Below are 16,808 nucleotides of genomic sequence, written 5' to 3' on the forward strand. Positions count from 1 at the left end.
GCAGTCACAATGAAGATCCTGATCTACGGCATCAATTACGCGCCCGAACTGACGGGGGTGGGTAAGTACACCGCAGAGATGGCCGTGCTTCTGGCGAGGCGTGGCCACGAGGTTCGCGTGGTGTGCGCCCCCCCTTATTACCCTGAGTGGCGCGTGGCGGCGAACTATGTGTCCTGGCGGTATCAGCACGAAACGCGCGACGGCGTGACGATCTGGCGCGCGCCGCTATGGGTGCCGGCGCGTCCGAGCGGGCTGAAGCGGATGCTGCATCTGGCGAGCTTCGCGGTGAGTTCGTTGCCGCTGCTCGCCCGGCAGATGCTATGGCGCCCCGATGCCGCGATGCTGATCGCGCCGACCCTGATGTGCGCGCCCGCTACGCTGGCGCTCGCGCGTCTCGCGGGCGCGAGTACGTGGCTGCATATTCAGGACTTCGAGGTCGATGCCGCTTTCGATCTGGGTCTTCTGAAAAGCTCGCTCGCAGCACGCGTGGCGCGCTGGATCGAAAGCACGCTGCTGCGCCGCTTCGATACCGTGTCGTCGATTACGCCGCAGATGAGTGCGCGCGCGGTGGTCAAGGGCGTTAAGCCTTCGCGGGTTGTGTGTTTGCCCAATTGGGTCGACGTAGCGACCATCTTTCCGCTGACGCGCGCGAGCGACTATCGGCGCCTGCTGGGCATTCCGGCTGGCCAGAAGGTGGTGCTGTACTCGGGCAACATGGGCGCGAAACAGGGTATCGAAACGCTCGCCGATGCGGCGGCATCGCTCGCTGCACGTACCGACCTCACCTTCGTTTTCTGTGGCAGCGGCGCGGCGAAAGAGAGTTTGCTCCAGCGCTGCGCAGGATTGACGAACTGCGTGTTCATTCCGCTGCAACCCGTGGAACGTTTGAACGAGTTGCTCAATCTCGCCGACATTCATGTGCTGCCGCAACGTGGCGACGCCGCGGATCTGGTGATGCCGTCGAAGCTCACCGGCATGTTCGCAAGCGGGCGCGCAGTGGTGGCGATGGCGCGGCGCGGCACGGCTCTCTACGACGCAGTGGTGCCGCGCGGCGTGATCGTGCCGCCGGATAACGTCAAGGCGTTGGCGGCAGCGATCACGGTGCTGGCAAGCGATCCCGAACGCCGTGCGGCGCTGGGTAAGGCGGCACGCGATTATGCGGAGCGCGCGCTATCGCCGGAGTCGACGATCGGTACCTTCGAAGCGCGGCTCGCGACCCTGATTTGTGACACATGTGGCACGAATGCGCGTGGCAAGCATACGAACGTGGAGACGCCGTATTTCGGCGGCCCGAGGCCGTCAGCCACGGTGGCCCGGCGGCGCAAGCCGGCTACAACGGAGGAAGCCGCGCCGGATTGATCCGGCACGCGGCCATCTCATGAATGCGATATCACCACGGGGATTTGTAGACGGCGTGCTTGCCCGCATCGAACGGATCGGCGTAAGTGGTTTTCGCCGCGCCATCGGGCATCAGGCGCTCGGCTGCATTCGTACCGCCCGGCTGGCCGGCCACGCGCACCTTACCGTTGCCGGCGGCCTGCGCCTTGTTGGGCTGCTTGCGCACGGCAGGCTGCGCTCCGCCCAGCACCGTCATGCGTTGTTCGTCGAGCAGGGCTGCCTGCTGGGCGTCGGCGGTATTGCCTTGCTGCGCGTCTGGCGAGCCGTAGTCGCGTGGAGCGCCGAGCAACTGCGTTTCGCTGTTGCGATTCGCCGCCCGCGGCTTGGCGCGCGCTGCAGGAGCGGGGGTGCCGTAGCTGGTCGCAGCGGTAGCGGCAAGAGCCGGTGCAGCGGGCGCGGGCGCTGCTGCGTTCTGCGCGAGCGCCGGTACGGCATAGGTCGCGATGGCGAGAAGCAGAGCGGGTGTTATGTGCCGGAACGGAATGGTCATCGGATGCCCCAGGAAGATGCGGTCGCAATAGAGCTATCGTGCGCCAACCGGTACGCGTGCAGCCGCCAAAACGCTTGCTCGTACGGCCATGAAGGCGGGTTCAGTAAGGAGTCGAAACATAATGTAAGCGTGATGCGCGGGTATGTCGATTGCCGTTCGTGGACTGGAGAAATCTGATGGGTAACGCTGCCGACGATCCGCAGATCGGGCGTATGCCGGAAGTCGAAGGCGTTCGCGAGGATGGCCGTGTCATCGATCTCAGTCTGGCTGGAAAGGGGAACTATCGCGCGAAGCGCGGCGCCCTGATCGAGCTCATCTGGTTTGTCGTGGAAGCCTGCCTCATCAACAACAAACTGCTGCCGCTCTCGTCGGTCCGCGTTGCGCTATTACGCCTCTTCGGCGCGAAGATCGGCACGGGTTGCCGCTTCGTGCATCCATTGCGCGTGAAGTCGCCGTGGAACCTGGAGGTAGGGGATAACTGCTGGTTCGGCGTCGACGTCTGGATCTACAACCAGGCGCTAATCCGCATCGGCTCGAATGTCTGCATTTCCCAGGGGACGTTCCTCAGTGCCGGCTCTCACGATATGAGCACGACGATGGATCTGCGCGTCGCGCCGATCGTCATCGAGGACGGTGTCTGGATCACGTCGAAATGTGTTGTGCAGATGGGTGTGACGATCGGCCGGTCGGCCGTAGTGACGCCCTTGTCTGTCGTGCATCGTTCGCTTGATCCAGAGGGTGTGTATGGCGGAAATCCATGTCGTTTTATCCGGAACCGTTTCGATTCCGTGACCTGAAGCACAGAGAGAGAACCGCAGCGTTTGTACGCTGAGGAGGCCAGGTCGTTGACAAGCCGGAATGTCGATCGATGCCTTTGATCGACACCTGCGGCGACGCCGGAGATGCGTTCGGCAACGACGTGTGCGTGGTTTGCTTGCCAGCCCCGGTTGGATAAGTAGCCGGTTTGACGCACTCAGACATGCATGAAGAAGATGGGAGTAGGGATGTTCATCGATACTCGCACTGTTGAACACAATACGGTCATTGAAACGACGGTCTGCATCATCGGCGGAGGTGTGGCCGGCATTACGCTTGCGTTGGAGATGTCGAGGGCCGGGGTCGACACCTGCATGCTCGAAAGCGGGGGCTTCGGGCCTGATGACGAAACCCGCGACCTCTATCGCGGCGAAAACGTCGGACTTCCCTATTCGTTCGCGGACGGCTCGCGCAGCCGTTATTTCGGCGGCAGCAGCAACTGCTGGGGCGGCTGGTGCCGCCCGCTGGATCCGTGGGACTTCGACAAGCGCGACTGGATTCCGCACAGCGGCTGGCCGTTCGGACTCGACGAACTGGCGCCGTACTACGCGCGTACGCATGAACTGCTGAAGCTCGGCCCGCAGAATTTCGACCCTGCCTACTGGGAGCGCGAGATCGGACGCCATGACGTGCGCCGCATACCGCTTGCGACCGGCGATATGCGCGATACCGTCGCGCAATTCAGCCCGCCTGTGCGTTTCGGCAAGGCCTATCGTGACGAACTCTCACGCTCGGCGCGGGTGCGCGTGTTTCTGTATGCGAATGTGCAGAATATCGACGCCGACGCTGACGGCACGTCCGTTTCGCGGCTTCAGGTGGCGACCATCAGCGGACGCAAGATGACGGTGACCGCGAGGATTTTCGTGCTCGCCACGGGCGGCATCGAAAACGCGCGGCTTCTGCTTGCTTCGAACAACGTGCAGGCGGCGGGCCTCGGCAATGCCAACGATCTGGTGGGCCGCTACTTCATGGATCATCCGCGGATGATGTCCGGCAAGGTGCGTTTTCGCCCGGGAAACGCACGCAATAAGCTGTACGACATCAAGTATCACTATCAGAACGCCGCGGTGTCCGCGCACGGCACGAAGATCTCTTCACAGTTTGCGCCGAAGCAGGAGTTGATGGAACGCGAGAAGCTGTTGAATTCGCGCGTGTGGCTCTATTCGCGCTGGTACGGCGAGGGAACCGCAGGGTCCGAGGCGCTGATCCACTGCAAGGAAGCGCTGTTGCAGAAGGATCAGCCAGGCCGCAGCCTGAAAACCGATGTCGCGACGATGATCGCGCATCCGCTGCACACCGTGGGCTACGGTTTGACGCGGCTGTTGCAATGGCCGGCGTTGATCACCGATGTGACCTTGCAGGCGATCGTCGAAGCGGTGCCCGATCCCGATAGCCGGGTCACGTTGTCGGCCGACAAACGCGACCGCTTCGGCATGCCGCGCGTGAAAGTGGAGTGGCGTCTGGGTGAACAGGTGCAACGCACCTTCGACAAAACGTTTGCGTTGCTCGCGCTGGAGTTGCAGATGGCGGGCATTGCTGATGTCGAACTCGACGCGCCGCTCGAAGGCCGCCGTTGGCCGGCAAAGCTGGAGGGCACGTGGCATCACATGGGCACTACGCGCATGCACGATTCGCCACGCGAAGGCGTGGTCGATCGCGATTGCAAAGTGCACGGCATGAGCAATTTTTATGTGGCGGGCAGTTCGGTGTTTCCAACCGTCGGCGCGAACTTTCCGACCATCACGATCGCCGCGCTTGCGTTGCGCCTCGCGGGTCATCTGGTGCGGCAGCTCGATGTGCCGGATATCGTCGGCAATACGCGGGGTGACGCCGCCAACAGTTCCCTGATGTCGATGCAGACCCAGCAGCCTCAAGTCGAAACGCTGCCGATCGCAGCCTCGACCTTGACGCCGTTGATGAAGGAGCAGTGAAGAACAATCGGTGACAGGGCGCCCCTCGCGGCGCAGTCACCGGTGATATTGATTTTGACCGATGCAGCCTGCCGACCGCAGCCTGCATCGCGGCAAAGCGGTCGTCCGACTGCTTTTGCCGCGACGATATTCCGTCATCCTGCTCACATAGCGGGAAACACCTCCTGAAGCTCATTCACTCCTTACCGGTTATTTCGACGTTCCCGCCCGTGCACCGCGAGCGTTTTGCAGATGCACAAAACGCTCGCCGGACCGATCACGTATGTCTCCCCGCCAGACCGACAGCCCAATTTCGGTGCCGCTTTGCTGCGCGCGTACCGAGGGAAAAGCCTAATGTCTGGAGAATCCCTCTTAAGTGCATATTTGCACAAAATATTTATAGGTGGATTTCTCGGGGAAACTTCGCGAATCAGGAGACAGGATGAAAACGTCCGTAAACCAGAAGCGTCGCAGGCTCCTCAAACTCGGCGGTGCAGCCGCCATCCTGCCGGTGGCAGGCGGCGGCACCGGCAACTATGCGGCGATCAGTTCCGCATACGCCAGCGAAACCGGCACTTCCCCGAGCACCGATTCCCTCCCCACTTCCGCACAAGCCGCTTCACCGCTCCTCTCCGCCGATCAGGCGCTGCTGTTCCAGTACGATCAACCCGCCGTCGAATCCAGCATCCAGTTTCAGGGCCTGCCGGTCGGCAATGGTCGTCTGGGTGCGCTGGCAGGCGGCGCAAGCGAGAGGGAAGCGCTTTACCTGAACGAGATCACGCTATGGTCGGGCAGCAAGGACGTCGTCGACCTGGCCTATACGACAACCGGCATGGGCACTTACCTGTCGCTCGGCAAGCTCTATATCGATCTGCCTGCTCACGCCGGCGCCACGAGCTACCAGCGCTCGCTCGACATCAGCAATGCGCTCGTGCGCACGCAGTACAGCGTCGGCGGCAGGACCTACCGGCGCGAGATCTTCAGCAGCTTTCCCGACAACGTGATCGTCGTGCGGCTCACCTCGGACGGCGGCACCTATAACGGCACCGTGTCGCTGATCGACGGGCAGGGTACCCAGACCGTTGGCGAGTCGAATCATGCACTGTCGTTCTCGGGTTCGGTCAGCGGTAGCGGAGAGCTGTACGCCACGTACCTGTCGGTCATTCCGGATGCGGGCGTCGCGCGGTTCAACTCCGCCACTGGGCAGATTACGCTGCAGAATTGCCCTGCGCTCACGATCATCGTTGCGGCACGCACCGACTACACCGGGCGTTACGTCGACAGTTACCTGACGGGCATCAACCCGCGCAGCGCCACGATCGCAGACGTGACGAACGCCGCGGCTCGGGGCTACTGGGATCTGCTGTGGCGCCACGTGCGCGACTATCGCGGTCTCTTCGGACGCATGGAGCTGAACCTCGGCACCTCGAGCGCCGCGCAAAGGGCGCTGACAATCCCGGCCCGGTTGCAGGCACGCGGAGCGAACCCTGCGCTGGCCGATCCCGAACTCGAAGCGATGTACGTGCAGTTCGGACGCTACCTAACGATCTCGTCGTCGCGCGGCTCGATGCCTGCGAATCTGCAGGGCTTGTGGAGTACGACGAACAATCCGCCGTGGATGGCCGACTACCACACCGATATCAACGTGCAGATGAACTACTGGCTCGCCGATCGCGCGGGATTGCCGGAGTGCCAGTTGCCGTTTGCCGATTACGTCACCGGGCAATATCCGTCGTGGGTCCAGTCCACGCGGAATCATTTCAACGATGCCGCCAACGTGAATTACAGCAATTCGAACGGCAAGGTGGCGGGCTGGACGGTGGCGATTTCGACCGGCATCTACGGCTCGCTCGGCTGGGACTGGAGCCCGCCGGCGAGCGCATGGTATTGCCGCACGCTGTGGAATCACTACCAGTACACGCTGGACAAGCGCTATCTGGCGAACATCTACCCCGTGATGAAATCCGCCTGCGAGTTCTGGCAGGCGCGCCTGATCCGGGACCCGGTGACGGGGCTGCTCATCGACGACAAGGACTGGTCGCCGGAGCAGGGGCCTCACCAGCAGCTCGGCATTACCTATGCACAGGAACTCGTTTGGGATCTGTTCACCAACACGGTCGCGGCGAGCCAGTTGCTCGGCAAGGATGTGGATTTCGCGCAGACCCTCGCGACTCTGAAGGCGAACCTCTATCTGCCGAAAGTGAGCCCGACGACCGGGCAGCTTCAGGAATGGATGAGCGACAGCGTTGTCGGCGAAACGGGACACCGGCACCTGTCGCCGTTGATCGGGTGGTTTGAAGGCGAGCGCATCACGCTCGACAGCGATCCGACGCTCGTGGCCGGCGTGAAGGCGCTGCTCACCGCGCGTGGCTTCAACTCGTTCGGTTGGGGACTGGCATGGCGCATCGCCTGCTGGGCGCATTTCCACGATGCCGCCACCTGCTATTCGATGATTCCGAAGCTGTTGAACTACTCGGCGGGTAACGACGGGGTGAACGGCACGTTTGCCAATATGTTCGACGCCTACGCGCTGTCGAGCAACTCTTCAGCATTCCAGATCGATGCGAACTTTGGCGGTCCGGCTGCGATACTGGAAATGCTGCTGCAAAGCAGGATGGATCGCATCACGCTGCTGCCCGCGTTGCCGTCGCAATGGGGCACAGGGAGCGTCAAGGGGTTGCGGGCGAAAGGCGGGTTTGCGGTGGACCTGGCGTGGAGCAGTGGCGCGTTGTCGTCCGTCAAGCTCACCAGCGTGGGAGGGACTCGGACAAACCTTTACTACGGCAACGCTTCGCGTGCGGTCGTGATCCCTGCGAATGGCACGGCAAAGTTCGACGGCAGACTGCAGCCCGTTTCCTGGTAGCCTCAAGTCGAAACGCTGCCGATCGCAGCCTCGACCTTGACGCCGTTAATGAAGGAGCAATGGAGAGCAGCCTGTGACGGTGCGCGCCTCGCGGCGCGCGCCGTTATCCCAACGTCACTGGCTTGGTTGAGTCGTGGCTCCGCGCAGCGTGCTGAGCGTGTTTTCGCGCGTTTCGCCAATGCTGCCTTTCGTTTCCAGCAGCGCGGTCAACGCGTTGACCATGGTCTCGACCCGGAAGCGTGCTTCGAAAGTGTGAACTGCCTGAGCGCGCATGGCGGCGCGCGCGGTGTCGTCGAGTTCGAGCCAGCGCATGAGATTCTTTTCCGTACCGTCGACCGTATCGGCGGCCACCATCCCCGCACCGTCCGCTTCGATCTCGCGCCACACGTTGACCTTGTCGGAGATCAGCGCCGGCAGTCCGCAGCCGAGCGCCTCGGCAACCGCAACGCCGAAGTTCTCCTGATGCGAGGGCAGAACGAACACGTCGCTTGCATGGAACGCGCCCCACTTGAGATCGCCTTGCAGCATGCCCGGTAGGCTGAGGCGGTGCGCGATGCCGGCTGCCTGAGCCTGGGCGCGCAAGCTGGCCACCCAGCCGGTCTCGTCGGGACCCGCGATCATGAGATGCAGCGACGGGTCGCGGCCGGCGATACGCGCGAACGCATCGATCAGCAGATCGCAGCCTTTCTTCGCGTGCACGCGGCCGAGAAACAACACGATGCGTTTGCCGCGTAAGCCGGGCACGGCTTGCAGGAACGCTTCGCGCACAGACGCTGCGTCGAGCGGCGGCACGGTCGCGCCGTACGGCACGATCTGCTCATGCGCGCGGTACAGCCAGAACGATTGACGAGCACGCGTACGCTCTTCCTCTGTCGTAAAGATGACGGCGCGTGCATCGCGCAGCACGCGGTATTCGGCCCACGGCCAGTACAGCCACTTCTTCAGATGCTTGAGCGGGTAAGCCTGTTTGAACCAGGGGTCGAGCATGCCGTGCACGTACACGTAATAGGGCACGTCGCTTTGACGCAGCGCTTTCCATGCTGCGAAGCCGTGGTATTGCCACAGGCCGTGCACGATGACCGCATCGAAGCGCTTCGCGTTGGTCGCGATCCACGGTGCGAGTTGCGCGCTATAACTATAGCGGCTGGTGACGGGGCCAAACGCGTGGACGGGAAACGGAAAGGACGCGAGGTAGGTGTCGCCGGGCGCGTCGCAGGTGGCCACTTCAATTTCGTGTCCAGCGTCCTGCATCGCCGCGCCGCTGCGGCGAACGCCTTCAACCGGGCCGCCGGCGCGGGGATCGACGCTTGCAAGCAAATGGAGAATTTTCATCGGACGATATTCCGTCGATTGGTATTTCGCGTCGACGTGGTGTGCGACACGAGGGCACCGAACTGGCTGGAGCCGGGCGCGGTACTTGCCGCGTGCGACATGCCGAGGGTCGTCGCGAGATCCGCGCGACCCATGCCGGGCTGGATTCTGCCCGGCAATTCAGGCATGGCGGCCGGGTGCAAATGCGGGGGCTTAGGTGCGCGCTTCACACGAGCCGGCAGTGCGCGCTGCAAGCGCGCGTGCGTGGCGATCATCAGGCCGAGGGCAATGCCGAATATCAGCCCGGAAAAACGCGGCCCGAGCGGATTGCCGCCGATCGACGTAGCCGGCAGCGCGGCGAACAGCATGATGGCGCGGCCCAGCACCGGAAGCATGGGCGCGTCGGGAACCACCGCGCGCCAGTAGCGGTAAGAGAAAAAGCAGATTACCAGTGCGGCCAGGCTCGCCAAAGGCATGGCGATGCCGAATAGCAGTCCACCCGCGAAGAGCTGATAGACCCAAAAATTGTGACCCGCCGGCCATTCGTTGATCGCGTAAAAGTCTTTCTCGCTGATCTGGCCGGCAAGGTCCGGCAGATAGACGGGAGAGTAGCGGTAGTAGTGTCCGTAGCCTTCGCCGAACAGCAGCGTTTCCGGCGAGGACGTCACCTGGTCATACTGATCGCGCATCTCGGCGAGACGGGTGATCGTGGTTGGATCCTTGCCGGTGACGGTTTCTTCGGACGCGAAAATGCGCTGCGTCCAGTGCTCGGTGACAGTCGGAAAACTCACTGCCACGATGCCGACTACACCGGCCAGCACCGCGCCGGTTATTACGCTGCGGGCGGCCGTGCGCCAGATAAGCTGGATCGACGGTGCGCTCAGTGCCATCGCGATCAGGAACAGCAGGACCGTGCCGACCAGCAAACTGCGCGTCACGCTCAGCAGCTCGACGATCACGCTGACTGCGAACACTGAGACGGTGAAAAACGAAAAGCGTTTGGCGACGACGAATTCGTGCAGTAGCACGCCTTGCAGCCCGAGCAACGTCACCGAGATGATACGAAAGCGCGCATCCTCGAGATCGCCGCTTGTGGCGAGGCCATAGACGAAGGTAAACAGGAGACAGATCACGTTGGCGACAAACAGCGCTTTCTCGAACTGCGTGATTCTGTATTCGCTCCACGGACGGCAGGCTACGAGATAGCCCAGCAAAAACAGCAGGAACGGCAGAAGAACGCGCAGATAGTTGCCGGTGTCGTTATCCTGAACAAACTGGGCGACGATGCTGCCGAGCACGCATAGCAGCACGCTAAAGGTGACCACCGAGCGCAGCCGCGAGCCGTTGTGAAAGCGTGGCGCGATCAGGGCGAGAGCGAGCCCCGCGGCGATCACGGGAATGACGAATATGAACTGGACGAAGTGGCCTACGTTGGCGTCGGGCGCTTTATAGTCCAGCGCAAGCGGTAACAGAAATAACCATATCCAGAGCGTCGCATACTGATGGCGCATTGCTGATTCCTCCCCGTGCTGTCGATCCGCCGTCGGTCTAAAGCGGACGGTCTCGCATCGGGTCATTGTGCGGGAATATCCCCGCGTGGCCGCTCTGCGCACCCCTTTTCGTCGCCGTTTGCCTGGGTTCTGGCGACAGTGGCAAGGGCGCTCCCTGCAAGACGCGCGCACACTTGCTGATGTTGTCGGCCAATGCCTTGATGTTGGCGCGCACGCACGCGTGCCGCCACCGAAGATGCAAAAAGGGACATGCGCCCACGAATGGCGACAGGGGAGAACAACATGAAATTATTCGGCGGGGCGAGACCCTCAACAGCCGGGCGAGCCATCGAGCTGGATTTCGTGCGGGGCATCGCCATTATCATGGTGATGGGGTTTCACTTTCATGCCGTTCAGACCGGCAATTTCCTGATTGAGATCGTTGAATATCCCCTGAAGAATTTCGGGCGGGAAGGCGTCAATCTGTTCTTTACGCTGAGCGGTTTTCTGGTTGGCGGCCTGTTGCTTCGACAGTACGCCGAAACCGGTAACGTCGACGCCAAGCGCTTTATTGTCCGGCGGATTTTCCGCATCTGGCCCGCGTATTACGTGTTGATCGCGTTTCATGTGCTGGCCGGGCGCCATCCGTGGAATACCTTTCTGGTCCAGAACCTGACCCACCTGCAGAACTATCTGGGCACCTCGATTACGCAGACCTGGAGCCTCGCGGTCGAAGAACACTTTTATCTCGTCCTGCCGGCACTACTGTTGCTGTTCGCGCGCTGGCGCCTCAGTGCGTGGACGATCGTCGGCGTGCTCACGGGAATCTGCGCGGTGGTGCTCACCGCGCGCTGCTTCGCGGTGGCGGGCGGTAACCTGGAAGGAGCATTCGCGTACACGCAATACCGCATCGACAGTCTGCTGGTCGGCGTGATTCTGTCCGCGATCTACTGGATGAAACCGGGCGTCTATCATCAGATCGCGAAGCGCAAATGGCTGCTGATCGCCAGCGTCGTGGTGCTGTGCGCGTGGCTCGCCCTTGCGACGAGACACATCGCGCTCGACGAAAGCATCGGCTATACGATTCAGGCGCTCGGTTTTGCCGCACTGATCGTATTCGTGCTGGAGTATTCCGGATCGTTCAAGACTTCGTGGGTGTATCGCGGGATTGCCTGGATCGGCCTCTATTCGTACGGTATTTACCTGTGGCATTCGCTTGCGCTCGCCCCGGGCGACATGCTGATTCGAAAAATGACCGCCATGGGTCTCGCGCCGAGCGTCATCTGGATCGTGGCGCTTGCCGCGCAGTTTGCGTTCGCGATTGCGATCGGCTACGTGACCACGCGCGCGATCGAGTATCCGTTCCTGCTGATGCGCAATGCCCTGTTCCCGGCAAAGCGCAACAGCTCGGTGCGGGAAGAAGTGCCTGTTGCTGGCGGCCAGTTGTCCTGAGTACGTTCGAGTTCAACCATGAGCGGCCTGGCCTCGCGCCAGGCGCTCTGAGTTTCTGCCGAAGTGAGGGTGTCTCGAAGAAGGCGTGTTGCCGGATCAGGCTATCAGGCCATCTGCTGCAGCAAGGTCTGCTTGAATTGCCCGAGCGTATGCCGTGAAAGCAGATCTTCGCGTGCGGCCGGAACGGCCTCGGGCTCGTGCGGCCACGAGGTCATGGTCTCGGTGATCGCCTTGCCGATCGAGGCGGAGCTCAGGTCTTTCAGAATCGGCCCCAGTTCGCAGCGCCGGCTGAACCAGCCGATCAGTCCATCTTCCGTTGCAATGACGGGCTTGCCGAAGCGGTACGCCTGCACGAGCACGCCGCTCATGCCGTAGTGTCCCTTGTAGCCTAGCCAGACTGCGTCGCAGGCGGAGAACAGATCGCGCTCGACGTCGTTTGCAATGAACGAATCGAGCACCAGCGGCGCGGGCGTGAGGCTGCGCACATGATTGCGCATGAAATGGCGCGTGCCCGCATCCTGCTCACCGGCAACGATCAGCGTGGGCGCATGCTCCAGACGCGTCAACGCGTGGACCAGTTCGTAGATGCCCTTTCGTTCGGTGATCGAGCCGTACACCAGCAGATAACGTTGCGTGGGGTCCAGCCCGAGACGCTCACGGGCCAGCACGGGATTTTCCGCACGCTCGTCCGGAAACGGGTCCGCGACATAGGCGACCGCAGCGCTGTTTTTCGAAGTATTGTGGGCGGCCCATTCCGGCAGAGTCGGGTCGATCGTCAGCAGTGTGCGCAGCCCGGCAGAGCGGATTGCACGCTTGAAAAGGAGCGCCTTGACGGCATTCACAATCGGCCGATCAGGCGACTTGATGCCGACCTTGTGATGATGGAAGGTCGAGCGCATCGTGATGCCGATCCAGGGTGTCTTACGAAACGGCGAACCGAGAAACGGCAATCCATAAAAGAAGTAGTCCACATAGGGCACGACCACCAGCCTGATCGGCTGCGCGTGGCTGACGATGCGATGCACGCGCTTGAAATAGCGGTGAAAGCGCGAATACTGGTTCGACTGGGGCAGCAGCCCGCGGGGCCGTTCCTCAGGGTCGACGAACGCGATCTGCAGATCCGCGCGGTTCGCGGCGACGATCTGTCTCGCGAGCCGGTGGTCCTCGTTGGCGGATTCCGTCGCGAGGATGCACGGATAGCCGGCTTCCGTGCAGGCCTGCATGGTCCATTCGACATAGCGCCAGCGGTGGCCGGTGAGGTTGGGTTCCACAATCAGGACGTAGTCTTGTTCCATCGATTCAGTGGTCTTCAGTGGTCGAATGCGTTGTGGAAAAGCACCCTTGCGCCGGCTGTCTGAGGCGCTAGCTGAACAACGTTAGCATCGGCGGCGTCAGTGAATCCGTCTATTTGACCCGTTCTGTGGGTAAACGTACTAGCGCGCAATGGCTTCGGCTGAACTGACCTAGCTGATGGCGGTTGTTGCCGATTCTCTCGCTGTAAGGTCGTATATGGAATTCGATGAAAAAACTCGCCAGCTTGCTGGTGCAATCTAACAATTTATGCGCCGGCGGCGTTTCGCAGCGATGTATTGGATCGCTGCTTATGGCCGACTCAACGGCGCTCCGATTCGACGGAGAAACAGCTTGCGGGCGATCAGGCTTCCGGCGCTCTCGATAGCGGCCAGCTTCGGCGCGAGCGCGGCGACGTGGGTGCTATTGCAGCAGTTCGCTGTGCGTGGACTTGTAGCGATCAAATTTCTTGCGATCGGCCGGATGCTCGGGCCGGCGGCGATCGGCAGCGTGAGCGTGGCTTTGCTCGCGGTGGCGATTGCCGAGGCGTTGTCGGACACCGGTCTCGCGCAGGCGGTCATTCAAGGCGAACATCCACCGTCGCGTTCACAACTCGGCGCGGTGTGGACGACGCTGACCGCGCGCGGCGTGCTCATCTCACTGCTGCTGGTCGCGCTTGCACCATTGTTGAGCAGTCAGTTTCATCTGAACGGCTCACTGGTGCTGATTCAGCTTGCCGCGCTGCTGCCACTGTTACGCGGTCTCGCCTCGCCTACCTACTACCTCGTGCAGCGCGAACGGCGCTTCCAGCATATTGCCGGCGTCGAGGTTGGGGCGGCCTTTGTCGATTGTTCGGTCGGACTGGGGCTCGCGTATTTCGGCGCCGGTGCGGCTTCGGTGTTGCTCGGCCTCGTGGCCGGCGAGAGCCTGAAAAGCATCCTGACCTGGGCGACGATGAAACCGCGTCCGCCGATGCGCGCCGTGTGGTCGGGTATCGGTCACTACGTCGGCTTCAGCCGCTGGATCTGGGCGAGCAGCGTGATCAACCTGCTGCTCAACCAGTTCGACAAGGTCGTGGTCGGCAAACTGCTCGGCCCGGCGCAACTGGGTGGCTATCAGATGTCGTCGCGGCTCGCGCAGATGCTGCTCGCCGACGCCGCCATCGCGATGTCGCAATACCTCTTTCCCACCTTCGCGGCACGTCATCGGCGGAGTCCGCAGGCCGCATCGCGGTTGATCAAGATTTATCTGCTCGTGATCGCGATCGGGCTGACGGGGTTCGTCGCGGTGCTGAGGTTGATCGCCGAGCCGCTCTTCTCGCTGATTCTCGGCGCGGCCTGGTTGCCTGCGGTGCCGCTGTTCAGGATTCTGGTGATCAATATGGCGATCGGCGCGTTGATTGCCGTGCTGGTTGCTTATCTGCGCGCGGTGGGTGACGCGAAGGCGACGGTGCATGCGTCGCTGATTCAGGTTGTCGTGCTGCTGGCAAGCGTGCCTGCAGCGGTTCACTGGTGGGGCGTGACGGGTATTGCCTGGTCCATGACCCTTGGCCTTGGCTGCGCCGCGGCGTGGATGCTGTTCAGAACGCTGACCGCAAGGACTTCGTGATGCGCGTTTTACATCTGGTTCTGGCGCCGCGTTTGTCGGGCGCCGAAGTCCTCGCCAAGGATCTCGCTATCGATCAGAGCGCCGAAGGCATGGCCGTATGCATGGCCTCGCTGTTGCCTGTGCACGCCGAATTCCTGCCCTTGCAGGACGAGCTGCAGCGGCATGGTGTGCAGTGCTGGTTTCCTTCACGGCGCAGGCGCCTCGCGGGCAAACTGTGGAATCTGTTCTTCACGGTGCGGCGATTTAAACCGGACGTGATTTTCGCGCACGCCACGATCCCTTCGTTTTATGCGCGCGCGTTGCCGCTGCGAGTGCCGGTCGTCTACGTCATGCATTCGGCGACCAACGATTTCGAGCGGCCATTGTTCAGGCGCGTCGAGCACATTCTGTCCGGACGTGCCCGGGTCGTGATCAGCGTGTCGCAACAAGGCATGACCGATTACGTGCAGGCCATCGGACCGCATCCTGCGATGACCGTGGTGCCCAACGGGGTCGACCTCGGCCGCTTCGCGTTCACGGACGGCGCCGCGCACAACGGCCGGGCACCTCAGGTCGTGCAGATCGGGCGCTATGCGTCGGTGAAGAATCAGCTTCTGACGGTGCGTGCCTTCGGCCAGGTGCTCGAGCAGGTGGCGGACGCGCGCCTCGTCTTGTACGGCGTGGTCGAAGATCCGGAGTATCAGCGCACTGTCATTGGCCTCGCGCAGGAGTTGGGGATCGCGCACCGCGTCGTGGTGGCCGGTCCGCGTACCGATGTGGCGAGCGTGCTGTCGGAGTCGAACGTGTTTGTCATGCCCTCGCGTTCCGAGGCGCACAGCGTCGCGTTTCTTGAGGCGTTGGCTTCCGGTATCCCGATCGTCGCGAGCCGGATTCCGTCGTTTGCCTTCGCGAACGGCTTTCCCGGTGTGCAGTTAGTCGATACGGACGATGTGCCGTGCTATGCGGATGCCGTGGTCGCGGCGCTAGGGCAGGCGCGGGCGCAACGCTCGCTTGCCGGTCTGACGCTCAGGGATACGGCGGCCCGTTATCGGGCAATCGCGCATCAGGTCAGCAGCCGTCTCGCCGTGCCGGCCCGATAGTTCTTCGGTTTGACCCTGCCTGTTTCCGGCCTGTTGCTTGCGCCGGAACCCCCGACTTTCAATGGTGGCTGATTGAGAGGCCGCGTTCGTCGGGCGTCGATTCGGGCGCGGGTGTCGACGGCCACGCGCTTGCCAGTTCGGACTCGCGCATCGCGAGAGTCAACAGGCGCTGGGCTTCCTTGCTGCTTGAGTCGACCTGCAGCGCGTCGCCGGCTTTGTGCCAGACGCACGCCCATCGTGCGACATAGCCACAACCTCGCGCCACGCTCAAAAGAGCATCCCGCTGCTGTTCCCGCGCGGTCACGGTTTCGCGCATGCGCAGCGCGTCGGGGTTGTCCGGCTGGACCACCATGGCTGCCGCCAGGCGCGCTTTCGCCGCCGACAGATTGTTCTGCTGCAGATTGGCGCGGGCGGACCTGATCTGCTTTGAAGCGTCTACGTTAGGTTTGACGGATGGGTTGTAAGTCTGGCCACCCGGGTTGCGCTTCGCCTCGGCCGATGCCGTCATCACGCGCCGCTGAGCCGGCGGCGGCGCAGCAGTTGGCGGGACCGGAGCCGATCGCACGGGCGCGGGCTTCACGGGCCGTTGAGCAACGAAGACCGGTGCGGACCGCTGAGCGACGACAACCGGCGGCTTGACGTGCTGGGTCTTCACTTTGCCGGACACCGCGATAGGGGTGCCGTCGTCCGAGTCGTTGGTGTGAATGAAGCCCAGGTACACGGCGGACGCCACAAGCAGCATCGAGACGCTGAGCACGAGCGGCTGGCGCAGCCTGTGCACGACGGGGGCGGCGACCGGTGTCTCGCTAATGACGGAATACGGATCGGTTAGCGCTCTCGAAGACGGGCGCCAGATTCGCGGCGTCATGAGCCGGGTGGCCAGCATCGGCTGAGGGTCGCCCAGCGGTATTTTCAAGGAGGGAGGCGGCGTGCGGCGCGCGCCGAGCGAATCGACCGGACGCGCGCCGCACTCGGTGCACGGCGTAAAGCGACCGGCTAGCGACGCACCGCAGTGCTCGCATTGGGGGTAATCATGCTGATCGGAAGTAACGTCGCTAAGCATTGCCGTTTCGCAAAGGGGCGTCGAATGCCGGCGCCACA

At 62.5% G+C, this 16,808-nt stretch carries 12 protein-coding genes; 7 read left to right on the forward strand and 5 right to left on the reverse strand.

The genetic code is table 11. The annotated features are described in order from the left end of the window. Positions 1-9: 9 nt before the first annotated feature. The gene (locus KHO30_RS28425; RefSeq protein WP_211702979.1) at positions 10-1,359 is read left to right on the forward strand and encodes a glycosyltransferase WbuB; all 1,350 of its coding nucleotides are present in this window, start codon (positions 10-12) and stop codon (positions 1,357-1,359) included. Positions 1,360-1,390: 31 nt separating this feature from the next. Here KHO30_RS28425 and KHO30_RS28430 read toward each other — a convergent pair whose 3' ends face one another. After that, positions 1,391-1,888, reverse strand: a complete 498-nt coding sequence (locus tag KHO30_RS28430) for a hypothetical protein (protein ID WP_093636516.1) — start codon at positions 1,886-1,888, stop codon at positions 1,391-1,393. 176 nt (positions 1,889-2,064) lie between these two features. Here KHO30_RS28430 and KHO30_RS28435 point away from each other — a divergent pair, with 176 nt between their 5' ends. The 3 genes from KHO30_RS28435 (at position 2,065) to KHO30_RS28445 (ending at position 7,477) form a co-directional block, all read left to right on the forward strand. Beyond that, positions 2,065-2,685: an LbetaH domain-containing protein gene (locus KHO30_RS28435; RefSeq protein WP_093636513.1), complete on the forward strand. Its 621-nt coding sequence runs from the start codon at positions 2,065-2,067 to the stop codon at positions 2,683-2,685. Positions 2,686-2,892: 207 nt separating this feature from the next. Next, positions 2,893-4,635, forward strand: coding sequence for an FAD-dependent oxidoreductase (locus tag KHO30_RS28440; protein WP_093636511.1), 1,743 nt, complete (start codon positions 2,893-2,895; stop codon positions 4,633-4,635). A 421-nt stretch (positions 4,636-5,056) separates the two neighbouring features. Next, positions 5,057-7,477 (forward strand): glycosyl hydrolase family 95 catalytic domain-containing protein, encoded by a 2,421-nt coding sequence (locus KHO30_RS28445; RefSeq protein WP_211702980.1) that lies wholly within the window; start codon positions 5,057-5,059, stop codon positions 7,475-7,477. 114 nt (positions 7,478-7,591) lie between these two features. Here the strand turns inward: KHO30_RS28445 and KHO30_RS28450 are convergent, their stop codons facing one another. Then, on the reverse strand, positions 7,592-8,809 hold the full coding sequence (locus tag KHO30_RS28450; RefSeq protein ID WP_211702981.1) for a glycosyltransferase: 1,218 nt from the start codon (positions 8,807-8,809) through the stop codon (positions 7,592-7,594). Next, a complete protein-coding gene (locus tag KHO30_RS28455) occupies positions 8,806-10,299 on the reverse strand; it encodes an O-antigen ligase family protein (protein WP_211702982.1) in 1,494 nt (497 codons plus the stop codon). Before KHO30_RS28455 ends, KHO30_RS28450 begins: the two co-directional genes overlap by 4 nt. 282 nt (positions 10,300-10,581) lie before the next feature. On the opposite strand from KHO30_RS28455, the gene KHO30_RS28460 reads away from it, so the two are divergent. Continuing rightward, positions 10,582-11,730, forward strand: a complete 1,149-nt coding sequence (locus KHO30_RS28460) for an acyltransferase family protein (protein ID WP_211702983.1) — start codon at positions 10,582-10,584, stop codon at positions 11,728-11,730. 104 nt (positions 11,731-11,834) lie between these two features. On the opposite strand, the gene KHO30_RS28465 is transcribed toward KHO30_RS28460, so the two are convergent. Next, positions 11,835-13,025 carry a glycosyltransferase gene (locus KHO30_RS28465; protein ID WP_200622021.1) on the reverse strand — a complete coding sequence of 397 codons (1,191 nt, stop codon included), beginning with the start codon at positions 13,023-13,025 and terminating at the stop codon, positions 11,835-11,837. Positions 13,026-13,374: 349 nt separating this feature from the next. On the opposite strand from KHO30_RS28465, the gene KHO30_RS28470 reads away from it, so the two are divergent. Continuing rightward, positions 13,375-14,628: an oligosaccharide flippase family protein gene (locus KHO30_RS28470; protein ID WP_200622023.1), complete on the forward strand. Its 1,254-nt coding sequence runs from the start codon at positions 13,375-13,377 to the stop codon at positions 14,626-14,628. Continuing rightward, positions 14,628-15,707, forward strand: a complete 1,080-nt coding sequence (locus KHO30_RS28475; protein ID WP_211702984.1) for a glycosyltransferase — start codon at positions 14,628-14,630, stop codon at positions 15,705-15,707. Before KHO30_RS28470 ends, KHO30_RS28475 begins: the two co-directional genes overlap by 1 nt. 58 nt (positions 15,708-15,765) lie before the next feature. Here the strand turns inward: KHO30_RS28475 and KHO30_RS28480 are convergent, their stop codons facing one another. Further along, positions 15,766-16,770: a hypothetical protein gene (locus KHO30_RS28480; protein WP_211702985.1), complete on the reverse strand. Its 1,005-nt coding sequence runs from the start codon at positions 16,768-16,770 to the stop codon at positions 15,766-15,768. Positions 16,771-16,808 lie beyond the last annotated feature (38 nt).

Source organism: Paraburkholderia aspalathi, from assembly GCF_905220735.1.
Taxonomy (GTDB): domain Bacteria; phylum Pseudomonadota; class Gammaproteobacteria; order Burkholderiales; family Burkholderiaceae; genus Paraburkholderia; species Paraburkholderia aspalathi.